Source organism: Pseudomaricurvus hydrocarbonicus (assembly GCF_011602365.1).
GTDB lineage: Bacteria > Pseudomonadota > Gammaproteobacteria > Pseudomonadales > Cellvibrionaceae > Pseudomaricurvus > Pseudomaricurvus hydrocarbonicus.
Window position 1 is genome coordinate 258,934 of sequence record NZ_JAAONZ010000005.1, and the last position, 24,452, is coordinate 283,385.

Genomic DNA, 24,452 nt, shown 5'->3' on the forward strand with positions numbered 1-24,452 from the left:
GTGTGATACCTAATAATTAAATAATAAGGAGAAGTTGTGTATGAAGTCATTTGAAAAAAAACCTTTGGTATTCGCTACCGCCGCGGCACTCTCACCTCTACTGATGCTACCCATGAGCAGCTATTCGGCCCCGGTTCTGGAAGAGGTTATTATCACAGCGCAAAAGCGGGATGAATCTCTGTCGGATGTCCCGATTTCCATCTCCGTCATGGATCAGGAAAGTCTCGACAATTATCAAGTGGATGATCTTTTTGACTTGGCAAACTTTATACCCGGTATGGTATTTAGCCGCGCGCCGGATGATGGTCTGGTGCTGAGTTTTCGTGGAGTCGCCAGCGTATCACGCAATCAGGCCTACGAGCAGGCCGTCGGCGTATTTCTGGACGGTGTTTTCTTTGGTAAAGGCAGACTCTACTCCGCCGGTATCTACGATCTGGAACGCACAGAAATGATCATGGGTACCCAGAGCACACTGCTGGGGAAAAACACCAGTGTCGGGGCTATCAGTCTGGTGACCAAAAAACCCGGTACAGAGATCGGCGGTTACACTCAGGTTTCACTCTCTGAACACGGTGGCTACTCGGTCAAGGGAGCTATCGATCTGCCTATCTCCGATACGTTGAGAACACGTATTGCGGGTTACTATTCTGAACTGGAAGGTGCCACTGAAAACGAACTCACTGGCAATGGTGTACCTATCGATGATAACTATTCCATACGCTTCTCTACTTCTTGGGACGTCAGCGACAGCGTCAGTCTTGATTTCATGTACCAAACCGGTCAAGACAATAAAACCGGCGATACCTTCCAGCTCGATGGTGATCCTAACGGTCTTGCCGCTGCACTCGGTATCACAGACTCCAAGCTGGATGACAAAATTTATAAATCCACCAACTTCGGTCCCGGTGATGGCGACAGCTCCCATGACATCGATAGCAACATTGCCAACCTGGTCATCAACTGGACTCTGGAAAACCACGTCATTACTTCCCAAACCACCTATGCGGACTACGATCTGGCATTCTTTGATGATGTCGATGTTGAGCCCGGTGACTATCTGGCATTCATTCGCGAAGAAGACTATTCGCAGTACAGTCAGGAAATTCGCATTGCATCCACCAATGGTGAAAAGCTGGATTACATGGCCGGCTTATACTACTTCACCAGCGACTGGGAGTCGGAAGAAATTGGTTACTGGGATTATCCCGTTCCCGGTGATGTATTTGAAGGCCCGATGTTAAACACCATCGAGCAGGATGTGGACTACTACGCCGCTTTTGTCAGTGGCACCTGGCACATCAGTGATCGTTTAAGATTAGCAGCGGGCTTGCGTTACGCCGAAGAGATAAAGGAAGCGGTGATGCAGCGCTCTGCAATTGAGCCTTTCACCTTGTGGAATACCATTATTAATCCTCCGTATCCGGCTACACCACTGGATTATTCTGAGTACATGCTTAACGGCAATGCCAATCTGCAATACGATTTAACGCCGAATACCATGATTTATGCTTCTTACGGTAACGGCACCAAAACCGGAGGTTTCGCAGAGTCCAATACTATCCCGACTGGGAATCCCGATCTCGAAGCCCGCCTCGCAGCTGAAACGGTCGACAACTATGAGATCGGTTTTAAATCCAATCTGCTCGACGGCGCGGCCATACTCAACGCTGCCATCTACTATATTGATATTACCGACTTGCAGAAAACCCTGTTTACCGGTGCGGAATTCCTCACCGGCAATGCCGATGCACGTTCTTACGGGTTCGATATTTCCGGTAGTTGGCAGGCGACCGATAATCTGTCTTTCAATGGCGGTGTGGTATATGCGGATGCAGAAGAAAAAGACAGCGGTTTGAAGCTGGATATAGCACCGGAGTGGACAGGTAACCTGGGCATCCGTTTTGAACATGCCATTTCCGACAGTTTTCTGTTAGGTCTCAATGGTAACCTGCGTCATCGCAGCGGTCAGTTTGCCCAACCGAAAGAAGGTATTCCAGAAGGCGATAGCCTGACCACTTTGGATATCACAGCGTCTATATCCGATATGGAAGAAACCTGGAAGCTTTCGTTGATCGGGCGCAATCTGACGGACGATATTGCTCAGGAATTTGGCTATCCCTATACCAACCCACTGACACCGGGGCTTATCAGTTCCGCGTCCAATTCACCAAGAACTATGATGGTTCAATTCACTTATAACTTTTAAATGGTGAATTTAAAGATGAATATCTATTAGCTCTCCACTCTAATAGCTTGGCCTCCTTCGGGAGGCATTTTTTTGCCCATAACCATAATTTCAAAAAACCTTTTATTGAACACCGACCTCAAAAACGAAAAATCGTAAAATCATCTTGTCTTACGTATTTCTAAAAGTAAAAAGAGGCCATAAGGCCTCTTTTTACTCATTCACACAACCTCATATAGATCAGAATTGGTAACCTAAGGTTGCACCAAATGTCATCGGATCCTGGAAGGTTGCGGTACGCATATGGCCAAGGGCGCTGGATCCGACATTAATGTGAGAAATAATTTCCTCATCGGTCAGGTTTTTGCCCCAAAGATTAACCGACCACTTCTCGTCGTGAGTTTTGAACACCATATTCGCATTTACCACAAAGGTGCTTTCCTGATATGCAATGTCTTCCTCAAACTCATTGAACCAACGCTCACTGGTATAGACGCCTTGTACTTTGAAACGCGCAGTCCAGTTGTCAAATACATCGGTTTCATATTCCAGTGATAGATCAGAAGCCAGCTTCGGTGTGTTCGGCAAGGTATTACCATCGAGATTGATTTCAACACCCGGAGCGAAGGTCGTATTCTCCGTCAGGAACTCGTTAAATTGCCCATCCACATAAGCGAGATTCCATTTCGCTGTCAGACCTTCGGTTAACCGGGCAACGGTTTCCAGTTCGACACCACGGGTTTCCGCTTCGGCAGCATTCACCGTGATCAGGTTGCCGTTGATGGGGCGCTGCACTTGAAGATCATCGATGGTGGCACTGAAGACAGTGGCATTGATCTGCAACCGGTTTTCCCACCACTGGCTCTTCATGCCCAATTCGTAACTCCAGATGAATTCCGGATCCACTGGTTCTCCGGCATTGCCAATGTTCATCACACCCGTTTTATAACCTCGCGAGGCCGTGGCGTAAAAAAACAAATCTTCGGTAGGGGAGTACTCTACAGTCACTTTCGGCGTCCAGGCGTCCCAGCTGGCTTCTCGATCGATATCGATGGTGAAAGGGGGGCTGACCGGAGACAGACTGGCAGGGGGCACAATGGTAAATCCGGTGTCGGATTTATCGTCCTCGCTGTAGCGTAAACCCACATTCAGTGACCACAACTCATTGATATGCCAGGTGCTGTTGACAAACGCAGCCCATGATTCACTCTCCTGCGCACCGGCAAACTGAATCAATGGACGGCCAGCCATTTGCACAGGAGGGGGGCCAAGAATATAGGTTCCTGCCCCAATATCCTCGTGGAAATAGTAGAGTCCAAACATGGTTGAGTGATTATCGCCATCCCAGGTTAACTGTAATTCCTGACTGTACTGCTCGGAAGATTCATCAAAACGCGATTCCAGCACCGGTACCGGAGTACCGTTCAAATCGGAAATCCAATCACGCTCCATTTCCAAATAATTACTCAACGATTTTAGTGAGAGGTTTTCGGCCAGATCCCACGTCATTTCAAGCGTATAGGAATCCACTTCCTTTTTTGAGTACAAGTCAGCATCCGAGTCAATGTCTCGAGGATCGCGAGCAATTTGGCCTCCGAGAGCAATTTCCGGTGGCGTGACCGCCGGATTACCCGGACCCAGCATGTGATAAAGACCCGCCGCGTCATCTGATTCATAATGGTTAATACTGAAAAAGGCATCGAATCGATCACTGCCGATATAACTCAAGCCCAGGCGGTAACTCTGGTTGTTCTCATCATCTATATCTTTGCCGCTGACATTATTCTTGCCGAAACCATCACGATCAGCGGTCTTAACAGCCAGGCGGGCAAGCAATTGCTCTTCGATCAGCGATCCACTGATGGCACCTTCGAGTTCCATCAGATTGTAGTTACCAGAGGATAGATTTACGTAGCCCTCGAACTCTTCGGTAGGACGACGGGTAATCACGTTCAGAGAACCGCCTGTTGCGTTGCGTCCATACAAAGAGCCCTGTGGTCCACGTAACACCTCGATCCGTTCCAGGTCGTAAAACCCACCTATCTGCGCGGCGGGGCGTGAGACCACAGCGCCGTCAACATGGAACGCCACACTGGGTTCCCCTCCCGCCGAAAAGTTAGTCAGGCCAATCCCTCGGATATATACCCGGGCTGTACCCTGTACGGTCGATATTTGCAGGCTCGGCGCCTGTGACTGTAGATCCAGTACCGAAGTAATACGCTCTTCCGATAAATTCTCGCCAGACATCGATGTCACGGATAGGGCCGCATCTTGTAAGCTCTGTTCACGTTTCTGGGCAGTAACTTTAACTTCTTCCAATTGAATGCTCTGCTGAGCCAACGCGCCCGGATGAATGACCACTCCGATGGCGAACGGCAGTAGCGACCGAGTCAGGCCACGCGTTAATTGTTTAGGCTGAATACTCATCATTTCTCCTTGGTGTTTATTAATTTATTGTTATTAAATGATTTAAATCGGCGATAAAAAGCCTGTGAGACTGGCGGAAATTGTTATAGACCTTGTTACCGTATACCTGCTTTATTTGCCGGCACCAGTCTAACGTCCGCCGCTCTAGGCGCTCAGATGGCAACACTTCATACCTGATATCGTTTTTATATCGATGACATAAGTTATGAGTTGCTTTGCGATACAAATCGGTTTAACTTTTGCGCAACTGATAACAATTACAATAGGTATACATTATGAAGCTGAATCAGGTGCGAGACTTGATTGCGGTCGCAGAACGAGGCAGTTTGCGTGCGGCAGCCCGTTACCTCGGCGTTGCGCAGCCCGCCATTACCCGCAGTATTCGGGAGCTAGAAAAAGAACTCGATGTAACTCTTCTGGAACGGCTCCCCAAAGGCGTTGTACTGTCCCCGATGGGTGAAATATTCCTGCAGCGCGCCAAGGCCGCTCAGAGTGAGCTTGAACGGGCTCGCGATGAGCTACAACAGTACAAGGGTGGTTTAGAAGGTAAAGTCTCCGTGTGTCTGTCAACGGCATCACACATTGCACTGTTGCACAATACACTCGAACCTTTCCGTTTGCGTTACAAGGATGCCCAGCTTGATATTACTGAAGGCCTTTTCGCCAAGGCAGAGGCCGGTCTGAAAAACGGCACACTTGATATCTATGTAGGTCCATTGGCAGAAGACAAAATTTCCAGTGAATTCATTGCCGAGAAGCTGATCGACAACGAAAGGGTGGTCTTTTGTCGCAAAGGCCATGAACTGGCTGATGCCACCTCTCTCAGTGAACTCTGCGATGCTGACTGGATATCAACAGCTGTCACAGTCCGTTCCGATGCCGAGTTGTCTCCGCTGTTTGAGAAGTACGGCTTGCCGGCTCCAAGAATTGCTCTCTACGCCCATTCAGCGCTTACTATGATGACTGCCGCTGCAGGCTCCGACTTACTCACCATGCTGCCTAAGCAATGGGTACAATTCGCCTGGGCACAGAGCCTGTTGCATCGCATTAAAGTTAAGGAGTTTCTGCCGGCACCCGCCATGTACATGGTGAGGCGTGCCAGTTTACCGCTGACTCCCGCAGCCGAGTATTTCAGCGACATGATTCGTCGTGCCAGCGTCGACCTGGAAAGAACTATGGAGCTTTGAGGTCCTGCCGCTCTGATGTGGATACGCTCGTCTTCAGACTCCCGACCTAAAATGGCGCGCATTTTCCCCTAAATCAGACTTACTGATAACAAATAGCTATCGCAAACGCTGACTTACCATCTTATCGATACAGATACCACGACTTATAGTCTGTAGGTAACCACTGGCGTATGCCAGTGATCCTATAAGGGTGTTCAGAACACCTGCGATAATAGCTCTGAGGAACGCGTTGAACATGAATTCTGTTGTAAAAATTATCCTGCTCGTCGTGATTGCTGCTATCGTCGGATGCAGTGAAAAACCACCGGTTGAAAAGTCCTTATTTGGCGAAGCCGCAACTACCCCTATTTATCCCTTTGTCATCGAGGGCGCTACCATTGTTGACGTCAATTCCGGCCGGCTGCAACAAGGCTTGGCCATCAGTCTCAAGAATGGCCGTATCGACCAGATAGCGCCGGCTTCCGAGCTGACCACTGTCGCCGCCAGCCAAAGAGTTGACGCCTCTGGCAAGTATATTGTTCCCGGCTTCATGGACATGCACGCCCACCCCATCGGCCTGGAAGCTCCGCGACAAGGGCTGTCGCTCATGCTCGCCAATGGCATTACCGGATTCCGCCAGATGTCGGGGAACACTGACCTGCTGCGCTGGCGCAATCAGGGTGACTTGAATCCTACCGCTTATCCGGAGCTGCTGGTCATGCCCGGCCACATCCTGATTCCACAGGTGGGCGATACTCCCGAGCAGGTGCGAGCCACAGTGCAGGAGCAGAAGCAGCAGGGGGCCGATTTTATCAAAGCTGTGGCTCTGCAGCGGGACGTCTACCTCGCAGCCCTCAATGAATCCGCCAAGCAGCAGCTACCGCTGGTAGGCCACCTGCCAGAGGACATTGATGTCCGTACCGCAATCGCTCACGGCATGCGTGCCATTGAACATCTGGGGCCTGATAGCAGCCTGTTTTTGAGCTGCTCAACCGAGGAGGAGGCGATCCGTCAGGAACTGGCTGAAGTGCCACCTTCATTACCGCCAGCGCTACCCGACTTTTTGGCTACCTTGTTATCCCCGGTCATTGAGAGGGTCGTCAAACGCACGTTGGCCAACCCCCAGTTGGCCAAAGAGGATCGAGCTTATGACCTGATGCAGCGTATGGTCGCCAGTTTTGATGAAGAAAAATGTCAGCAGCTGGCTGCCGAGATTGCAGCCTCACAGCTGTGGCAAGTGCCGACCCTGATACGCCTGCGCGCCATGGAATACGGTGATGATCAGGCCTACCGTAACAACGAGAACCTCAAATACATGCCGCCTGCGACGCGGGAACTCTGGGCTACAGTCGCAGAAGATTTTGAATCAACCATGACTGCCGAGCAGCGAAAAATTATGGCGGAGTTTTACGCCTTGCAGGAACGACTGGTGAAAATGTTTGATCGTTCAGGTGTCAAAATGCTGGCCGGTTCGGATCTTGGCGGTCAGTGGCTGATACCCGGTTACAGCCTGCACCGCGAATTTGATTTGCTGGCACAAGCCGGTGTCAATCCGTTAAAAGTATTGCAGATGACAACCGTCAATGCCGCGGAGTTCCTGGGCCGCGAAGGCGAACTGGGTGTGGTAGCACCTGGCGCCGAGGCTAACCTGGTCATTTTGTCGGACAATCCGCTGGACAGTGTTAAACACTTACACAGCATTGAGGGAATAATCAGAAACGGTGCCTACTACAACCGTGAGGCGCTGCTCAACCTGAAAACATCTGCAACACAGTTCTAATGGTATTTTGATATACAATAATTACAACAGGCACACACATGACAGTTGAAAGTTCTATTTTTAAAGACAACCTGTTTGCCGGTTTATCCGGTCGCCAAGGAGTTGTCACAGGCCCCTATGAGGTGGCGACACCACTGGTAATTGCCGTGCACGGCGGGACATACAGTTCAGCGTATTTCGATGTACCTGGCTACTCGCTGTTCGACAAAGCCAAACAGTTGAATATTCCCATCCTTGCCTTGGATCGACCCGGCTACGGCTTCAGTAAACCGCTGCCGATCGATAGAGCCACGATTGAGGGGCAGGCGGCTTATCTCGGCCCGTTACTGCAAGCGGCCTGGGAAGAATACGGTGCAGGCACCTGCGGTATCGTACTCATAGGGCACTCTATTGGCGCGGCCATAGCCACGGTAATCGCGGCGGAAAACAGGCAATCGCCCTTGCTGGGACTGGCTGTTTCCGGCGTTGGCATGAGAACACCGGAACACTTCCGCGACGCCTGGGATTCACTGCCAGACACCTATATGGTCGACATGCCCAAAGCTATCAAAGACGATGTTATGTTCGGTCCCGAGGGCAGTTTTGGCGATGATATGCCCAATGTCACTTACCCGGCTTATACCGAAGCACCGAAGGTCGAACTGGTCGACATTGTGGGCACCTGGTCCGATAAGGTATCCGATGTTCTTGCCAAGGTTCGCGTACCCGTACACTACCGCCAGGGCGAAATGGACAAGCTCTGGATTGTTAGCCCCGCAGAGGTCAATGACTTTGCTCGCTCACTGACCTGGGCATCGAGAGTCGATGCTGCCATGGTTGAGCAAACCGGTCACTGCATGGATTATCACCTCATCGCCTCATCCTTTCAGATACAGCAACTGGGCTTCGCCATGCAATGCGCACAGGAAGCCTGGTGGCGACAATAACAACCAGGAGCCATGCCTATGACCATTAGCACCACCGATTTTTTCCATGGAGAAGCCTGCAAAGCCTTGTCCATTGCGTTCGCTAACGCTGTCGACCAGCGGGACTATAGCCGCGCTGCCAACGTATTCAGCAATCATGCGGAATTTTCTCGTTGGGACGGGAAAGTATTTAACAATCTCGAGGCCATTAAAGGGATGCTTGACAGCCGGGATGAATCTATCCAGACCCGTCATATTTGCACCAATATTGAGATAACCAACATCACCGACTGTTCCGCCCGCGGAATTACCTACTTTGTGTTTTTTAATGGTGAAGGCAGGCAAACCGAAACTCTGCCTCTCACCGGTCCCAAGTTCGTGGGTGAGTACCATGACGATTTTATCTGTGAAAACGGCATATGGAAAATTCAGAAACGTCGCGTTCGTATCGTCTTTGGTGATATAGGATAAGGGTAATTTCCACTTAAACACGTATTAATCACCGTACTACTGAAGCCCCTTTCTTGCCTGCAGATCGGGGCCATTTAGCTCTGCACCCACCTCGAGACTGTCCTCCAAGAATCGATACTTGTCTTTATTAGCAGGTTCTAGCTCTTTTGAATCGACATTAAAAGCGATATCTGTTTGTTATCGATTAGGCATTATTTATATCTTTCTAGTTTCGCAGTAGATACGTAGATTAACACTGTCTCTAAAGAGATAGACAATAACAATTGCTTGAGAATAAAAGTTATACGAGCAAACCCTATAACAAAGAGTTGTTAAGCGACTGAAGCGCTTGAAAAAAATTCGACGGAGAGAGCCATGAATCGAGACAAGAAACTGAAATCTGCCCGTTTGGCCAAAGCCTTTTTACCCGTGCCACTGGCACTGGCCATGTCTCAGCCAACCTTTGCGCAAGATAAAAGCTTCATGCTGGAAGAAATCATCGTCACCGCACAACGTAAAGCTGAAGGCCTGCAAAATGCCGCCATTGCCATAGATGTAGCGACCGGCGAAGATATGATTGATGCGGGCATCACCGACATGAGTCGTCTGGGTGAGCTGTCTCCTGCACTGAGTGTGCAATCTACCGCAAACGGTAATCTGGTTTTCATCCGCGGCGTTGGTAACTTTACTCTCACGCCCAACAGTGATTCCGCATCAGCGTTTAACTACGATGGCGTCTACATGGCTCGCCCAACCTCATCCACCGGTGTGTTCTATGATCTGGAACGCGTCGAAATCCTGAAAGGCCCACAAGGCACTCTTTATGGTCGTAACGCCACCGGTGGTGCCATCAATGTCATTCCGGCGCAACCGCGCCTGGGTGAAACCTCCGGTTACATCACCGCCAGTTACGGCACACTGGAAGACGTGGACAGCAACAGCTTCACCACCGAAGGTGCAGTGAATATTCCTCTGGGTGAGAACACCGCTGCACGCATCTCCGCAAGTGTGGTGAATTCTGATCCAACCTTTAAAGACGGTACTGGCGAAGAAGACACTCGCGCGTTCCGCTTTCAGGTACTGACAGAACCCAGTGAAAAGTTGATTATCCGCTTCTCGGCCGACTACGCTGCTAATGACGATACCGGTGCCGGTATCACCTACGCGGGCAAAGTTGAATACGATCAGGTTAGTGAAAATGTATTTTATGATTCCAATCTGGATTATAACGAGGGTATCTACACCGATGCATCACAAGCATTTCGACGCAATACCTTTTCACTGCCTGGAGCCACTTTCATCAATGATATGGGCCCTGAGCAGTACCGTGACAACGAATACTTCGGTGCCCATGTTGAAATTAACTACGAAACCGATCTGGGTACGCTGACCGTTATTCCAGCCTGGCGCCAGGCAGAACTGGACTACCTGTCACCGGCCGGTGCCTTCCCGTACCTGCAAAAAGAAACCGACGAGCAGTTTAGCTTTGAGGTTCGCCTTTCCGGTTCTGCAGGTATCTACGATTATATCCTAGGTGCCTACTATTTTGACGAAAGCGTTGAGATCGACACCGCACTGAACATCAGTTCCATCGCCTCGTTCCTGGATAACGAATACACCACCGAATCCTTTGCGCCCTTCGCTCGTATTACCGCTAACATCACCGAAGATTTTCGTATAGTGGGAGCCGTGCGTTACAGCACCGACAAGAAAGCCTCCAAAGGTGTTACCACCGGCGGTACTATTTTCTGTACCAACCTGACAATGGATCCGGCCGCACCGTGTATCGGCGCCCCACTGTTTGAATTTGCGGAATCCCCGGAAGAACTGGCTATGTTACCGGCAGAGGGTGCAGGACCCAATTTTTACACTGGCGCATCGCCCATTCCCATGCTGCCAGATTGGAACATCGCCGTGAGTCGGTCCGACCTCTACCTGAATGAAAGCCTGAAAAACGAGCGCGCCACCTTCCGTCTGGCCGCCGAGTACGACATTGCCGAAGATTCACTGCTCTACGCCAGTGTCGAAACCGGTTATCGCTCGGGTGGCTTTAACCCAGCCACCGGCTTCGAAACCTTTGACCCGGAATACCTGACCGCTTACACCATCGGTTCAAAGAACCGGTTACTGGATCAGCGTCTGCAACTGAACGTTGAAGCCTTCTATTGGGAATACACCGACCAGCAGGTTTCACACGTCGCCACCGACATGGACGGCCGCACCGCCAACATCACCGAAAACATCGGCGAATCCGAGATCATGGGTATCGAGCTCGAATCCCGCTTCCTGCTCACTGAAAATACCCTGCTGAGTGCCAATATTCACTACCTGCACGCAGAATCCACCGACTTTGTTTATCAAGAGCCTTTCCAGGGCACACCGCCGGTGACCGGCTGTGACAGTGAACAAGCTGGCCCGGTCTGGGTTGTAGACTGTAGCGGTTTTGATTCCTACAATTCTCCTGAGTGGACTATCAATCTGGGCATACAGCAAACCTTCCCGATTGATGATGATCTCAGCCTGATTCTCGGCCTGGATACCCAGTACAAGAGCGAGCGCTACCTGGCTTTCCAGTACTTGGATGAGCAATACGTCGACTCTGTCTGGCGCACCAACGCCCAAGCCACTCTGGAATCTTTTGGTGGTGGTTGGTCGGTTTCCGCTTACATCCGCAATATCGAGGATGAGCGTACGCCGAATTACCTGAACAGTTCGCCGTCTACCAATCTGATGATCACTGGAACGTCGTTACCCAGAAATTGGGGCGTTCGTTTTGCATACAGTTTTTAAGACCCGTGCTTAGGGGGAAGTCCTGGCTTGTACGGCACCCTCAGTCGTGCCGGCTAAACCTTCCCCCGTTTTTTATTATTGCTATCCAAAAAGTTACCACCAATACAACCGCAGGGTAGGCACTGATGATCAAATTTATTGTGAATGAACAAGCCGTAAGTTTTGACGGCGACACAGATACCCCGTTACTGTGGGTCATCAGAGACTCCATCGGCCTTAAAGGCACGAAATTCGGTTGTGGATTGGGGCAGTGCGGTGCCTGCAGTATTTTCTTTAACGACAATCTGCTGCGTTCCTGTACCTTGCCGGTCATCGCCGCCGAGGGTGCCCGAATCACCACTGTTGAGGGCCTGGCCAGCGGCGACCAACTCAGCGTGATCCAACAGCGCTGGATCGATGAAGCCGTGCCGCAATGCGGCTACTGCCAGTCGGGCATGATTCTGGCGGCGGCGGATCTTCTGCGCCGCATCCCCAATCCCAGCGACGACGATATCGATCAGACCATCACCAACATCTGCCGTTGCGGCACCTATCCCCGAGTCAAGCGAGCGATACACTCCCTGGCAGCATCCGGGGTCAATGTTTTCGATCCATCCACTGGCACGATTGAGGGCTCATCCACATGACGGTATCAAACGATCGCGCAAATACCGAACAGGGTCAGCTGCCGTTGAATCGACGCCAGTTACTCAAGGGATTCTCCGGTCTGGCTTTTATGGTCTGCGCCGGTGAGGCGTTGGCAGTGGATAGCCTCAGCCACCAGGCCGAATTACCCAGCGCGGCTCTGACCTCGCCCTGGGTGCATATTGACAGCAGCGGCACAATCACCATTTACAATCCTGTCGCTGAAATGGGGCAGGGTTCTGCCACGGCACTACCACTGATTGTTGCCGAAGAGCTTGATGCCGATTGGGATCAGGTAGTCATTGAATACTCTCCCATTGATGCCAGTGTGTACGGACATGCCTCCATCGCCGGCCATATGATGATGCTCACTGTCGGCAGCTACGCGGTACGCAGTTACTTTACAAAACTCCGCTTCGCGGGTGCCATGATACGGCAGCAACTGCTTTACAACGCGGCTCGCCATTGGGAAGTCGCCGCAGATGAACTCACCAGCCGCAACAGCGTTGTCTACCACAGAAAAACCCAACGCTCGATCAGCTACGGCGACATTGCTAGGTTTGCACGGCTGGAGAAAAACCTGCCCCCGATCAGCGAGGTGGATCTGAAACCGGTCAACGAGTTTACGCTGATCGGAAAAACCGATGTGCTGCGTCGCGACATTCCATCGAAAGTCAACGGCTCGGCGGTCTATGCCATTGATATTGAATTGCCCAACCTGCACTATTGCGTGATTCAGCGGGCACCGGTTCACGGTAATCGCCCGCAATCGTTCAACAAATCCGATATCGAGGCAATGCCCGGTGTCACAGCAGTAGTGACACTGGATCATGGTGTTGGCATCGTTGGCTCCAGTTACTGGGCGGTGGTGAAGGCTCGCCGAGCGCTAAAAATTACCTGGACCGACGATGCGCTGGCAAACACCTTTCACTCCTCTACAATTTTCGATGAATACGATAAGGTGGCAGGCACTAGCAGCGCGCCAATCAAACCGGTACACCACTCAGGCAATGTCGAAGAGGCCCAACAATCCGCTGCAAAGAACCTGATTGCGGATTACCGCACCGATTTCGTCTACCACGCGCAGATGGAGCCCCTGAATTCCGTGGTGCGCATTGCCCCGGATAAAAAAAGTGTCGAGCTTTGGGCGGGCACCCAATTCGCCAGTGGTCTGCGGGATGCGGTAGCTAAGCAGATGCAATTACCGGTAGACAATGTCCACCTCTATCCGCAGTTTCTGGGTGGTGGCTTCGGGCGACGGTCGTGGCATGATTTCAGCCTCGAAGCGGTCTCGTTGGCTCAAGCGGCTAATGTCCCGGTGAAGCTGATCTGGAGCCGGGAAGACGACTTGCAAAATGGCGCCTATCGCCCTGCCACGCTGCAACGCATGCAGGGCAGTCTGGATCATCAGGGCAAGATTACCCGTTGGCAACACCGAACCATTGGTGACAACCCGATGCTACTGGCCGGTGGGGCGAAGATTCCCCATTACGATGTTGCCAATCAACAGATTGACTTCTCTGTCGTGCCCAGTGGCCTGCGGACGAAACACTGGCGTGCCGTAGCCTATGGCCCCAATAAATTTGCGATTGAATCCTTTGTGGATGAGTTAGCGCTGGCGGCCAGCCAAAACAGCTATCAATACCGACGCCAGCTGCTGGGCAATGATCCGCGTGCACTGGCGGTTCTCGACGCGGCCGTAGCCATGTCGCCCTGGAAAAAAGGCGCCGTCAACGGTCGGGCATTGGGATTGGCGTTTGCGGAAAATGTGGGCAGTTTGACGGCCATGGTGGTGGAAATATCGCTGGAAGAAACTGCCTCCAGTATCCGTGTTCATCGTGTTTGGTGCGCGCTTGACGCAGGCGTCGTTGTACAGCGGGAAAATGCGATCACCCAAACTGAAGGTGCAATTATTCAGGGGCTCGGCAGTACTTTAATGGAATCGATTACGGTTGAAAAAGGCGCTGTTGAACAATCTAACTTTCACAATTATTCCGTGATGAAAATGGCTCAGGTTCCCGAGATTCATGTGCAGCTTCTGGAGAGCGGTCTCCCACCGGGTGGCATAGGAGAGGCTGCACTGCCAATTACTGCACCCGCCGTCGGTAACGCCTTTGCGCAATTGACCGGAAAACGCTTACGGCAATTGCCTTTTTTGCCCGCACGCGTGAAAACAGTGCTGGCGAGTTAAAATTAACGTCTGCCGGAAGTTAGCCTGGAAGCAGGACTCTGGCCCTGAATTACAGGGCCAGGACTGTGTTATAAGATACGTGCTAAGTTTAAAAGACAGTACGAGGTTTAAAGGACAAGCACGAATTATAACGAGCCAGTACTATATTACACAGTCAGCACTATGCGACGACTGGTGGTGGTTTGCCAAGCGGACTGAACGTCTTTCAATGGCATCGGCATTGCATCAACAGCCAGTTTTGCTGGTTCCACCATCTTTAACAATTTGCCGATACAGTTCACCAGATTCTCGTTAGAGACGCTGCCCAGTCCGCTGCCCTTGAGTTCAACGCCGGTACTGCGCAGCAGCCCTGCAGACAGCGACAAACTCATACCCGCAAGCCCGCCGATATTGACGAATCGAATGCGAGGTCGCTGCGGTTCGGCGACCACATTGGCCGCAGCCTGTAGTAGACAGCTTGCCGGTTGCCCCCACAAATAATCCAGAACAACGTCAATACCGTAGCTTTGCATCTCTAACTGAAACTCTGCTGTCAGGATTTCAGTATCTGCATGCAGCAAAACAAAGTGATCTGCTCCCAACGCCCGCAACTCCGCTTCGACTTCCGGTTTACGTGCGGTTGCCACCACCCGGGATGCCCCCAGCTCTTTGGCAATCTGTATCGCCAGACGTCCAGAAACTCCGGCGGCTCCATTGACCAATACGGATTCACCCGGTTGAAAACCTGCTCGAAATTCCAGCGCCGCAATGGATGACATGCCAGGGTTACCGATAGCCGCTGCCGTAATGTCATCGACAAACTCGGGAATCGGTACACACAGTTCAGAGCGCACAGCGACGGCTTCCGCCATGGAACCAATAGGCGGCTTTGGAAAGGCGAAAAAAACCCTCTGGCCATTTTCCAAAACACCCACCCCGTCAGCCCCCGGAACTACAGGCAGTATTTTGCCGCAGCTGTAATGTTTGCCTGCGGCCTGGGCTCGAACCAACTGACTGAGGGCTGCAGCTCGTGTGTGGACCAAAACTTCACCAGTCCCGACTTTCGGCGCTTCTATATCGCCATAGTACGGAATCTGACCAAACTCGTTAACAACAGCTGCTTTCATTATCGGTTTACCTTTTGTTTGTATATGCAATAACGGAATGAACAATGACATAATAACGCTGGTCTGCATTGGCAGACTTTAGGTAAAATGCCAAAACATGAAGAGAACACGTCAAACTCATCCAGACTGGAAAACTGCCGCCCTGGTAAGTCCTATCACGGGCTCGGCGGAGCAGCCCATCAGTGTGTTGCACCGGACACTGGCACCCCGGTCCGTAGTTCGGGAACACAGCCACCCATGGGGGCAATTGGTCTACTCCTATATCGGAGTTCTCGAAGTGACGACGCCGTCTGGTCGCTATCTAATTCCACCCAACCGCGCCGTATGGGTTCCACCAGACGTTGTTCATGAAGTGTCTAGCCTTCACGGTGCTGAAATCTCCAGTTTGTACCTAGATGCCAATGAGAGTGCATCGCTGAGTACTGAATGTTGCGTCATTCATGTCCGGCCATTATTAAAAGAATTGATTATTGCGGCATTGGAGATGGGCGATCAGTGTGACTGGGATGGCCCCGGCGGAAGATTGTTTCGTACATTGCACGATCAACTTAGTGCAGCCGAGTCCGAACCAGTGTATCTGCCATTACCAACAGATCAACGGCTGTTGAAAATCTGCACCCACCTGCAGGCGCACCCTGAGGACAATCGCACCATCGAGCAATGGAGTGAGACAGTAGGCGCCTCTATTCGAACACTGCAACGACTGTTCAAAAAAGAAACCAAGCTCAGTTTTCAAGGGTGGCGGCAACAATTGCGGGTACAAATTGCACAACAGAGATTAGCAGAAGACGGTGTTACGATTACCCAGGTAGCCGGCGATTTAGGTTACGAGTCCAGTTCTGCCTTTATTGCCATGTTTAAGCAAAATCTGGGAATGTCACCCGGAGAATTTATGAAAGCTATACGCTGCCCAAAACCAAGTACTTCAAACCTGCTATAGTTGATTAAACCCTGGATCAAATTAAAAGGTCTTTGGCAGGGGTAAGGATGTTTTGTAACGAACTTGCTTCAAAGAAAAACTGGATCGAATATTTTCCACTTCAGGCATGGGCGATATCACATCAACAATAAAACGTTCCAGGGCCGTCATATCAGGCATAACGACACGAATCAAATAGTCAGAATCACCGGTCATAAGGTAGCACTCCATGACTTCATCGTGAGTGCAAATCCGACGTTCAAATTCCTTCAATAATTCCCGACTTTGTGCCTTTAGGCTTATGGAAATAAAAACATTCAAATGCAAACCCAGCTGCGCAGGGTCCAACAGCGCTACATAATCGCGAATCAAGCCTTCAGCTTCGAGTCGCTTTACCCGGGTCAGACAAGGAGAGGGGGAGAGGTTTACACGCTGTGCCAATTCAGCATTGGTAATGCTGCTGTCATTTTGTAGTTCACGCAAAATCTTCGCGTCGGTTTTGTCGAGTTTCATAGGTTAATAACATTTCCTGTGTAAAAAGATTTTACTAAGCACATTATGCCGAAAGTACCGGTGTGAAATACGAACAACAGTACTTAAATTACCCCCATAACCTTACGATAAGGCTCAGGGGCATCACATGATGGCTCATTACAATACCTGGATTGCTGGTGGATCGAAACAGTCAAGGTGATCGACGAAATCCACATCAAAACCTATATGAAAGTGTGTAACCCATTTTCTATTCGTCTTCCGTAAACTTTGGCTTCTAATCAATTAACCCGTGTAAAACAAGGTGAAGATGAAAAGTTAACTTCTTTACGAGATCAGCATAAGTGATGCTGATCTCGCTTTTCAGTTTTCGAAGTATTTGTGCATCGACTCCTTCCCGTTTCAGTTATTTTATGCCGAATATCTCTTTTATTACGGCATAATATACCTATATTTTCCATTTTGACAACCCAAAAGAGCACTTAAAGTTGCCAGTTACAGGTTACACTGTCCTCAAATAAAGGAGGTGCATTCTATGGCGCATTACAATACGTTAATTGCCGGTGGTTCAGCGGCATCACAAACAGACAATGATCATCAAGAACTGGCGGAGTGGTGTGAAGCACTGCAGTCACTAGTGGCGAACGCAGGCCCTGAACGGGCCCGTCAAATTCTGGATTCTATTACATCTCTGGCCCGAGATCCGGCTATTGGTTGGCAACCGTCCTATGGCACCCCTTATGTGAACACCGTGTCGGTGGAACAGCAGCCGTCGTTTCCCGGCGATCTGACGATCGAAGAGCGTTTGGTGTCACTGATGCGCTGGAATGCGCTGGCGATGGTCGTTCGGGCCAACAAAGCCTATGGTGAGTTGGGCGGGCATATCGCCAGTTACGCCAGTGCGGCGGACCTGTTCGAGGTAGGTTTTAACCACTTTTTCAAGGCGTCAGATGATAATAGCGATGGCGATCTCGTTTTTTACCAGCCCCACTCGGCACCGGGTGTGTACGCCCGGGCATTCCTGGAAGGCCGTTTGAATGAGCAGGATCTTGAGCATTATCGACAAGAGGTGACCGCCCAACGTGTGGGGGCGCAAGGGCTGTCCAGCTATCCACACCCTTGGTTAATGCCGGACTTCTGGCAGTTCCCTACCGGCTCTATGGGTATCGGCCCAATGAGTTCCATTTATCATGCCCGTTTTATGCGCTATCTGGAACATCGTGGTTTGCAGGACACGTCGAACCGTAAAGTCTGGGGAGTGTTTGGCGATGGTGAAATGGATGAGCCCGAGAGCATGTCAGCGCTGACTCTTGCGTCTCGCGAAGGATTGGATAATTTGATCTGGGTGGTGAACTGTAACTTGCAGCGCCTGGATGGTCCGGTGCGAGGTAACAGCCGCATTGTCGATGAGCTGGAAACTCAATTTAATGGTGCCGGCTGGAATGTCATCAAGCTGTTGTGGGGTTCCGACTGGGATGGACTGTTTGCTCAGGATCACGATGGCGCACTCACTCGTGTGTTTGCCGATACCGTCGACGGTCAGTTTCAAACGTTTGCGGCTAAAGACGGCAAATACAACCGGGAAAATTTCTTTGGTCAGAATGAATCGCTGAAAAAGCTGGCTGAAGGCTTGACCGACGATCAGATTGATAAACTCAAACGCGGTGGTCACGATCTCGTTAAAATTTATGCAGCCTACCACGCGGCGAAAAACCACACCGGCCGTCCCACCGTTATTTTGGCTCAGACCAAAAAAGGCTACGGCATGGGTGAAGCCGGACAGGGCAAGATGACCACACACCAGCAGAAAAAGCTGGACCGTGAGGCGTTGTTAAATTTCAGAGATCATTTTCAATTGCCTCTGACCGATGAAGAAACCGAAACACTCAGTTTTTATAAGCCAAGAGATGACAGTGAAGAAATGCGTTACCTGCACGAACGTCGTCAGGCGTTGGGGGGCTATATGCCCAGCCGCCGCACAACGGCAGAAACCCTGCCGATTCCTGAATTGTCCAAATATGGAAAGTTCGCTCTGGAAGCCGATGGCAAAGAAATGTCCACCACCATGGCCTTTGTGCGCATGATGTCATCGATGCTCAAAGATAAAACCTTGGGTCCACGCGTAGTGCCTATCGTTGCTGACGAAGCGCGTACCTTCGGGATGGCCAACCTGTTTAAACAGGTGGGTATCTATTCCAATGTTGGCCAGCGTTATGAGCCGGAGGATATTGGCTCTATCCTGAGTTATCGCGAAGTACAGGATGGTCAGATTCTGGAAGAGGGCATTACCGAGGCCGGTGCCATCAGTTCCTGGATTTCGGCAGCGACCAGTTACTCCGTGCACGGCGTGACGATGTTGCCGTTTTACATTTATTACTCCATGTTTGGTTTCCAGCGCATTGGTGATTTTATTTGGGCGGCAGGTGATCAACGTGCGCGCGGGTTTTTGATTGGCGCTACCGCCGGTAAAACCACACTGGGTGGTGAGGGCCTGCAACACCAGGATGGCAGCAGTCATCTGGTGGCATCCACCGTACCGAATTGTCGCGCTTATGACCCGGCTTTTGCGGGTGAATTGGCGGTGATTCTGGATCACGGTTCGCGGCGAATGCTAGAGCGACAGGAAGACGTGTTTTATTACATCACGGTGATGAATGAAAACTACGCGCAGCCATCCCTGCCGCAAGGTGTAGAGGAAGATATCATTAAAGGGATGTACCGCTACGCCACTCAAAATGTTGATAGCGCTAACGGCAAAGTGAATTTACTGGGTTCTGGCACCATCATGTTGGAAGTGATTGCCGCCGGGGAACTGCTGGCGACAGACTGGGGTATTGAATCCGATATCTGGAGTGTCACCAGCTACACGGAATTGGCTCGCGAAGCCCGCGAAGTGGAGCGCTGGAACCATCACCATCCGCTGGAAACTCCGCGTAGCAGTCATGTAGCTCAGTGTTTGCATGGCAATACTCCGGTTATTGCCGCTTCGGATTATGTGCGTGGTGTACCGCAGCTGATTGCCTCTTACATTGAACCGCGTTACAGCGTATTGGGTACTGACGGTTATGGTCGCAGTGATACGCGCACAGCGTTGCGGAATTTTTTCGGCGTCGATCGTCATCACATCGTCGTGACCGCATTGGCAACATTGGTAAAACAAGGTCAGATTGACGCGTCCATCTGTGCGCAAGCGATTGAAAAGTACCAGATTGATACCGAAGCCACATCAGCATGGGAGGCGTGATCATGAGTAGCATAATTGAACTCCGGGTTCCCGACATTGGTGGTGCGGAAAATGTCGAAGTGGTTGAGTTACTGGTAAAACCGGGTGACAGGATTACGGTGGAGCAGGAGTTGTTCGCCGTGGAAACCGATAAGGCGACGATGGAAATCCCATCGTCCCACGCCGGCATCATCAAGGAACTGCACATCGAAGAGGGCAGCAAGGTCAGTGAAGGCAGTGTGATTGCACTGCTCGAATTGGCCGCGGACGAAACCTCATCAGCAACCGTCGAACCAGCATCGGGCGCTACTGAAAAAGAGCCTTCAGCCATTGAGCAGCCTTCAGCCAGTAAGGAGCCCTTAGCCAACAGTCAGCCTTTGGCCAACAACCAGAGCAAAATCGAAACCGGAACTTCGGCTCCAGAGGCCCCAGTCAGCAGCGGCACGGCTCATGCCTCGCCGTCTGTACGGAAGTTGGCGCGCGAACTGGAAGTCCCCCTCGCTCAAGTTCAACCGACGGGTGATAAGGGGCGTATTACCCGTGACGACGTCTTTGCTTTTGTCAAAGGGGTGATGCGCGGACAAGCTTCGGGGGCGACTTCGGCCTCGCAAGTCACCAGCGGATTCCCAGGTTTATTGCCCTGGCCAAAAGTCGATTTTGAAAAGTTCGGCCCAGTGGAGCGTCGAGAACTGTCACGTATCCAAAAGATCAGCGGTGCCAATCTTCATCGCAATTGGGTCACGATTCCCCATGTGACCAATCACGAAGATGCGGATATTACCGAGCTGGAGGCGTTTCGTGTCAGCTTAAATGGAGAGTACGAGCGCGACGGTGTTAAGGTGACGCTAGTGGCCATGTTGATCAAAGCGTGCGTTGCTGCCCTGAAGAAGTTTCCTGAATTCAATGCCAGCATTGAAGGCGAGGAGATCGTTCTTAAGCAGTATTACCACATTGGATTTGCGGCTGACACACCCAATGGCTTGGTCGTCCCCGTGATCCGCGACGCGGATAAAAAGGGCCTGTTAGAAGTCGCCGAGGAAGTTCGGGGCTTGGCGGCCAAGGCCCGTAACGGCAAACTGACCGCAGCCGACATGAGCGGGGGGTGCTTTTCGATTTCGTCTCTGGGCGGTATTGGCGGCACCTATTTTACCCCCATTATTAACGCACCAGAGATAGCGATTCTCGGGGTGGGTAAAGCGCGCACACAGGTCACATGGACTGATGGCGGGGTCGAACCAAGGCTCGTGTTACCGATGAGCCTGAGCTGGGATCATCGCGCTGTTGATGGCGCTATGGCGGGTAAGTTCAACGCTTACCTGGCCAGTGCACTGGCAGATTTCAGACGTATTTCCCTGTAGGAGCAATGACTGTGAAAAACATAGAAATACGGGTTCCTGACATTGGTGATATCAACAATGTAGAAGTCATTGAGATTCTGGTTGCTGTCGGAGACAGCGTCGCTGAAGAGGACGGTCTGATCAGTATCGAAACCGATAAAGCCACCATGGAAATTCCCTCGCCCGCGGCCGGGATTATTACCGAACTGACAATCAGTGTCGGCGATAGGGTCAGTGAAGGGACTCTGATAGCAACGCTGGAAACCATATCCAGTAATATGAGTGAAGCCACGCCAACGGCAAAGCCGGAACCTGCGACACCGCCCGGTTCCACAACTCAACAGAGCGATGAGGCAGATCTAAACTGCGATCTGGTTGTTGTTGGTGGTGGCCCCGGTGGGTACTCGGCGGCCTTCCGTGCTGCCGATCTCGGTCTGGATGTGGTACTGGTCGAACGTTACCCTACACTGGGTGGCGTCTGTCTGAATGTGGGTTGTATTCCCTCGAAAGCGCTTCTGCATGTTGCCTCTGTGATGGAAGAAGTTAAGCACTTTAAAGACTTGGGCGTGGACTTTAGCGATCCCGACATCGACCTGGCAAAACTCAGAAGTCATAAAGAAGGTGTGATTGGCAAGCTCACCGGAGGCCTCGCGGCCATGGCCAAAATGCGCAAGGTCAAGGTAGTAGAAGGCTCCGGCCAATTTGTCAGCAACGCTCTCTTGACCGTGGATGCCAATGACGAGCGTCAAATCATTGGTTTCAAGCGTGCCATCATCGCGGCCGGCTCGGAATCCGTACAGTTGCCGTTTTTACCCGAAGATGAACGTATCGTGGATTCCACCGGTGCACTGAAACTGAAGAGCATTCCCGAACGCATGTTGATCATCGGCGGTGGCATCATTGGCCTGGAAATGGGCTCAGTCTATGCTGCGTTGGGAAGTAAAATCGATGTCGTCGAGATGCTGGATGATATTTTTGCGGGTGCCGATAAAGACTTAATTAAAGTCTGGAAGGCGATGAATAAGCATCGTTTCAATCGTATTATGACGCGAACTAAAACGGTATCCGCCAGCGCGACAGACGATGGTATTGCAGTGTGCTTTGATGGCGGTTCAGCCCCACAAAGCGAAACCTATGACCTGGTTCTGCAAGCGGTGGGGCGACGCCCCAATGGCCACAAAGTGGGAGCCGAAGCTGCCGGAATTCAAGTGGATGAGCGCGGGTTTATTACCGTGGATAAGCAACAGCGTACGAATATCGCCGGTATTTTTGCAATTGGAGATATTGTGGGCCAGCCGATGTTAGCTCACAAAGCGGTTCACGAGGGGCACGTGGCCGCAGAAGTGATCGCCGGTGAGATTAAAGGCGATAAAAAATTGCAGACCACTTCCTTTGATGCACATGTTATTCCCAGCGTGGCTTACACTGATCCGGAAATCGCCTGGGTTGGGCTGACGGAAAATCAAGCAAATGAACAGGGCATCAAGGTTCGTAAAGGTGTTTTCCCCTGGAGTGCCTCGGGACGTGCGATCGCCAATGGTTGTGAACAGGGCTTTAGTAAGCTGCTGTTTGATATCGACACTGGACGTATTCTCGGCGGTGCCATTGTTGGCCCTTCTGCGGGAGATATGATTGGTGAAGTCGCTCTGGCGATTGAGATGGGTGCGGACGATGTTGATATTGGAAAGACCATCCACCCGCATCCAACACTTGGTGAGTCCATTGGATTGGCTGCTGAAGCGGCTCACGGAAGTTGTACAGACTTGCCTCCGGTGAAATAGTTTTTATTAGCCATCCACATTTTGTGGGATTTGTACCGCTCGGTTTATGATTTAGTTGGTGTCACCAAGCGTTTTACCTGCGGCCTCGTCGACAGGCGAGGTCTTTAATCTTTCTCTAATCATTTTAGCGTGATTGGCTACATTCCTCCTAAAACTGTAAGTATTATTGTAGCCCCTTTGATATATTTAAAAAAACTAAAACAGTTACTTACTCATTCAAATTTAAAAAGGAGCTTTTATATGTCCAGGAAACTCCGACTCCTCGGAATTTCTGGTAGCCTGCGTGAAAACTCATATTCTACCGCGCTACTAATGGCACTTTCTGAGGCAACTACTTTGGAGGCCGACTACGAGTATGCTGATATTGGCTCCCTTCCACACTTTAATCAGGACCTGTATGTCGATCCGCTGATGGATAGTGTTCAAAAAATACGCGATCAGATTGCTGTAGCGGATGGGATCGTGATCTCATCTCCGGAGTATAATCATGGCATTCCGGGGGTGCTGAAAAATGCGCTTGACTGGGCATCTCGACCACACAACAACTCTCCGTTGAGGGACAAGCCAGTATTGATTTTAACCAGCTCCCCAGCGTTCACCGGTGGAGTTCGCGCACAGTACCAAATACGAGAGGCATTGGTATCTGCGCTCGCGCGACCAGTTAACACCCCGGAAATCGTTATTGGAAATATTGGAACAAAGATAGTCGATGGTCAATTTGAGGATGTGGCAGCAATCGACTTTGCAGTTGCCGCTTTTAAGAGGATGTCAGATGAGATTAACGGGATTTCTTAATCTTGCCCATGAGCGCTGTCTCTTAACAACTGGGCACCTTCACTCCTGAGTGTACAGAGTCGAGATTGTTAGTAACCACAAACCCCACATCTTCTCAGGCATCAAGCTAGGGCCTGTTCACACTAATTAGCTTGTCAGCAATCAGCGAGAAGTTAATAAAAAACCGGAAGACAACATCCAGTTTCTCAAAGCGGCTGAAGATTCTCCGGAATCCCTTCAGCCGTCTAAATAGGCGCTCTACTTCATTGCGCTTTTTGTACATCTCCTTGTCATACTCCCAG

At 51.0% G+C, this 24,452-nt stretch carries 16 protein-coding genes; 13 read left to right on the forward strand and 3 right to left on the reverse strand.

All coding sequences use genetic code 11. From position 1 onward, the window contains the following. Positions 1-40 precede the first annotated feature (40 nt). On the forward strand, positions 41-2,206 hold the full coding sequence (locus G8770_RS09675) for a TonB-dependent receptor (RefSeq protein ID WP_167185401.1): 2,166 nt from the start codon (positions 41-43) through the stop codon (positions 2,204-2,206). Positions 2,207-2,425: 219 nt separating this feature from the next. On the opposite strand, the gene G8770_RS09680 is transcribed toward G8770_RS09675, so the two are convergent. Continuing rightward, positions 2,426-4,612: a TonB-dependent receptor gene (locus tag G8770_RS09680; protein ID WP_167185404.1), complete on the reverse strand. Its 2,187-nt coding sequence runs from the start codon at positions 4,610-4,612 to the stop codon at positions 2,426-2,428. 275 nt (positions 4,613-4,887) lie between these two features. On the opposite strand from G8770_RS09680, the gene G8770_RS09685 reads away from it, so the two are divergent. From G8770_RS09685 to G8770_RS09715, 7 genes are all read left to right on the forward strand, one after another. After that, positions 4,888-5,799, forward strand: coding sequence for a LysR family transcriptional regulator (locus G8770_RS09685; protein ID WP_167185407.1), 912 nt, complete (start codon positions 4,888-4,890; stop codon positions 5,797-5,799). Between the two features lie 235 nt (positions 5,800-6,034). Further along, positions 6,035-7,558, forward strand: coding sequence for an amidohydrolase family protein (locus G8770_RS09690; RefSeq protein WP_167185410.1), 1,524 nt, complete (start codon positions 6,035-6,037; stop codon positions 7,556-7,558). A gap of 38 nt (positions 7,559-7,596) precedes the next feature. Beyond that, on the forward strand, positions 7,597-8,484 hold the full coding sequence (locus tag G8770_RS09695; RefSeq protein WP_167185415.1) for an alpha/beta hydrolase: 888 nt from the start codon (positions 7,597-7,599) through the stop codon (positions 8,482-8,484). Between the two features lie 18 nt (positions 8,485-8,502). Beyond that, entirely contained in the window at positions 8,503-8,934 is a 432-nt protein-coding gene (locus G8770_RS09700; RefSeq protein WP_167185417.1) for a nuclear transport factor 2 family protein, read from the forward strand. A gap of 354 nt (positions 8,935-9,288) precedes the next feature. Next, positions 9,289-11,703 (forward strand): TonB-dependent receptor, encoded by a 2,415-nt coding sequence (locus tag G8770_RS09705; RefSeq protein ID WP_167185419.1) that lies wholly within the window; start codon positions 9,289-9,291, stop codon positions 11,701-11,703. A gap of 125 nt (positions 11,704-11,828) precedes the next feature. Then, positions 11,829-12,329 carry a (2Fe-2S)-binding protein gene (locus G8770_RS09710; RefSeq protein ID WP_167185422.1) on the forward strand — a complete coding sequence of 167 codons (501 nt, stop codon included), beginning with the start codon at positions 11,829-11,831 and terminating at the stop codon, positions 12,327-12,329. After that, positions 12,326-14,518, forward strand: coding sequence for a xanthine dehydrogenase family protein molybdopterin-binding subunit (locus G8770_RS09715; protein WP_167185425.1), 2,193 nt, complete (start codon positions 12,326-12,328; stop codon positions 14,516-14,518). The genes G8770_RS09710 and G8770_RS09715 overlap by 4 nt, the downstream gene beginning before the upstream one ends. Before the next feature lie 146 nt (positions 14,519-14,664). On the opposite strand, the gene G8770_RS09720 is transcribed toward G8770_RS09715, so the two are convergent. Next, complete coding sequence (locus G8770_RS09720; RefSeq protein WP_167185428.1) at positions 14,665-15,624, reverse strand: quinone oxidoreductase family protein; 960 nt, start codon at positions 15,622-15,624, stop codon at positions 14,665-14,667. 97 nt (positions 15,625-15,721) lie between these two features. Between G8770_RS09720 and G8770_RS09725 the strand changes: the two genes are divergently transcribed. Further along, positions 15,722-16,564 (forward strand): AraC family transcriptional regulator, encoded by an 843-nt coding sequence (locus G8770_RS09725; RefSeq protein WP_167185431.1) that lies wholly within the window; start codon positions 15,722-15,724, stop codon positions 16,562-16,564. Positions 16,565-16,585: 21 nt separating this feature from the next. On the opposite strand, the gene G8770_RS09730 is transcribed toward G8770_RS09725, so the two are convergent. Next, complete coding sequence (locus G8770_RS09730; protein WP_167185434.1) at positions 16,586-17,056, reverse strand: Lrp/AsnC family transcriptional regulator; 471 nt, start codon at positions 17,054-17,056, stop codon at positions 16,586-16,588. 514 nt (positions 17,057-17,570) lie between these two features. Between G8770_RS09730 and mdeB the strand changes: the two genes are divergently transcribed. From mdeB to G8770_RS09750, 4 genes are all read left to right on the forward strand, one after another. Next, complete coding sequence (mdeB, locus tag G8770_RS09735) at positions 17,571-20,279, forward strand: alpha-ketoglutarate dehydrogenase (RefSeq protein ID WP_167185436.1); 2,709 nt, start codon at positions 17,571-17,573, stop codon at positions 20,277-20,279. 2 nt (positions 20,280-20,281) lie between these two features. Then, a complete protein-coding gene (locus G8770_RS09740) occupies positions 20,282-21,616 on the forward strand; it encodes a dihydrolipoyllysine-residue acetyltransferase (protein WP_167185439.1) in 1,335 nt (444 codons plus the stop codon). An 11-nt stretch (positions 21,617-21,627) separates the two neighbouring features. Continuing rightward, the gene (gene lpdA, locus G8770_RS09745; protein WP_167185442.1) at positions 21,628-23,376 is read left to right on the forward strand and encodes a dihydrolipoyl dehydrogenase; all 1,749 of its coding nucleotides are present in this window, start codon (positions 21,628-21,630) and stop codon (positions 23,374-23,376) included. A 240-nt stretch (positions 23,377-23,616) separates the two neighbouring features. Then, positions 23,617-24,171, forward strand: a complete 555-nt coding sequence (locus G8770_RS09750; RefSeq protein ID WP_167185445.1) for an NADPH-dependent FMN reductase — start codon at positions 23,617-23,619, stop codon at positions 24,169-24,171. Positions 24,172-24,452: the final 281 nt, after the last annotated feature.

Excerpts from the sequence above, each read along its gene's own strand:
- G8770_RS09740 (WP_167185439.1), top strand. The coding sequence starts at position 20,282 with ATGAGTAGCATAATTGAACTCCGGGTTCCCGACATTGGTGGTGCGGAA.
- G8770_RS09750 (WP_167185445.1), top strand. The coding sequence starts at position 23,617 with ATGTCCAGGAAACTCCGACTCCTCGGAATTTCTGGTAGCCTGCGTGAA.
- G8770_RS09715 (WP_167185425.1), top strand. The coding sequence starts at position 12,326 with ATGACGGTATCAAACGATCGCGCAAATACCGAACAGGGTCAGCTGCCG.
- G8770_RS09730 (WP_167185434.1), bottom strand. The coding sequence starts at position 17,056 with ATGAAACTCGACAAAACCGACGCGAAGATTTTGCGTGAACTACAAAAT.
- G8770_RS09705 (WP_167185419.1), top strand. The coding sequence starts at position 9,289 with ATGAATCGAGACAAGAAACTGAAATCTGCCCGTTTGGCCAAAGCCTTT.
- mdeB (WP_167185436.1), top strand. The coding sequence starts at position 17,571 with ATGGCGCATTACAATACGTTAATTGCCGGTGGTTCAGCGGCATCACAA.
- G8770_RS09675 (WP_167185401.1), top strand. The coding sequence starts at position 41 with ATGAAGTCATTTGAAAAAAAACCTTTGGTATTCGCTACCGCCGCGGCA.
- G8770_RS09700 (WP_167185417.1), top strand. The coding sequence starts at position 8,503 with ATGACCATTAGCACCACCGATTTTTTCCATGGAGAAGCCTGCAAAGCC.
- G8770_RS09680 (WP_167185404.1), bottom strand. The coding sequence starts at position 4,612 with ATGAGTATTCAGCCTAAACAATTAACGCGTGGCCTGACTCGGTCGCTA.
- G8770_RS09685 (WP_167185407.1), top strand. The coding sequence starts at position 4,888 with ATGAAGCTGAATCAGGTGCGAGACTTGATTGCGGTCGCAGAACGAGGC.
- G8770_RS09710 (WP_167185422.1), top strand. The coding sequence starts at position 11,829 with ATGATCAAATTTATTGTGAATGAACAAGCCGTAAGTTTTGACGGCGAC.
- G8770_RS09725 (WP_167185431.1), top strand. The coding sequence starts at position 15,722 with ATGAAGAGAACACGTCAAACTCATCCAGACTGGAAAACTGCCGCCCTG.
- G8770_RS09690 (WP_167185410.1), top strand. The coding sequence starts at position 6,035 with ATGAATTCTGTTGTAAAAATTATCCTGCTCGTCGTGATTGCTGCTATC.
- G8770_RS09720 (WP_167185428.1), bottom strand. The coding sequence starts at position 15,624 with ATGAAAGCAGCTGTTGTTAACGAGTTTGGTCAGATTCCGTACTATGGC.
- G8770_RS09695 (WP_167185415.1), top strand. The coding sequence starts at position 7,597 with ATGACAGTTGAAAGTTCTATTTTTAAAGACAACCTGTTTGCCGGTTTA.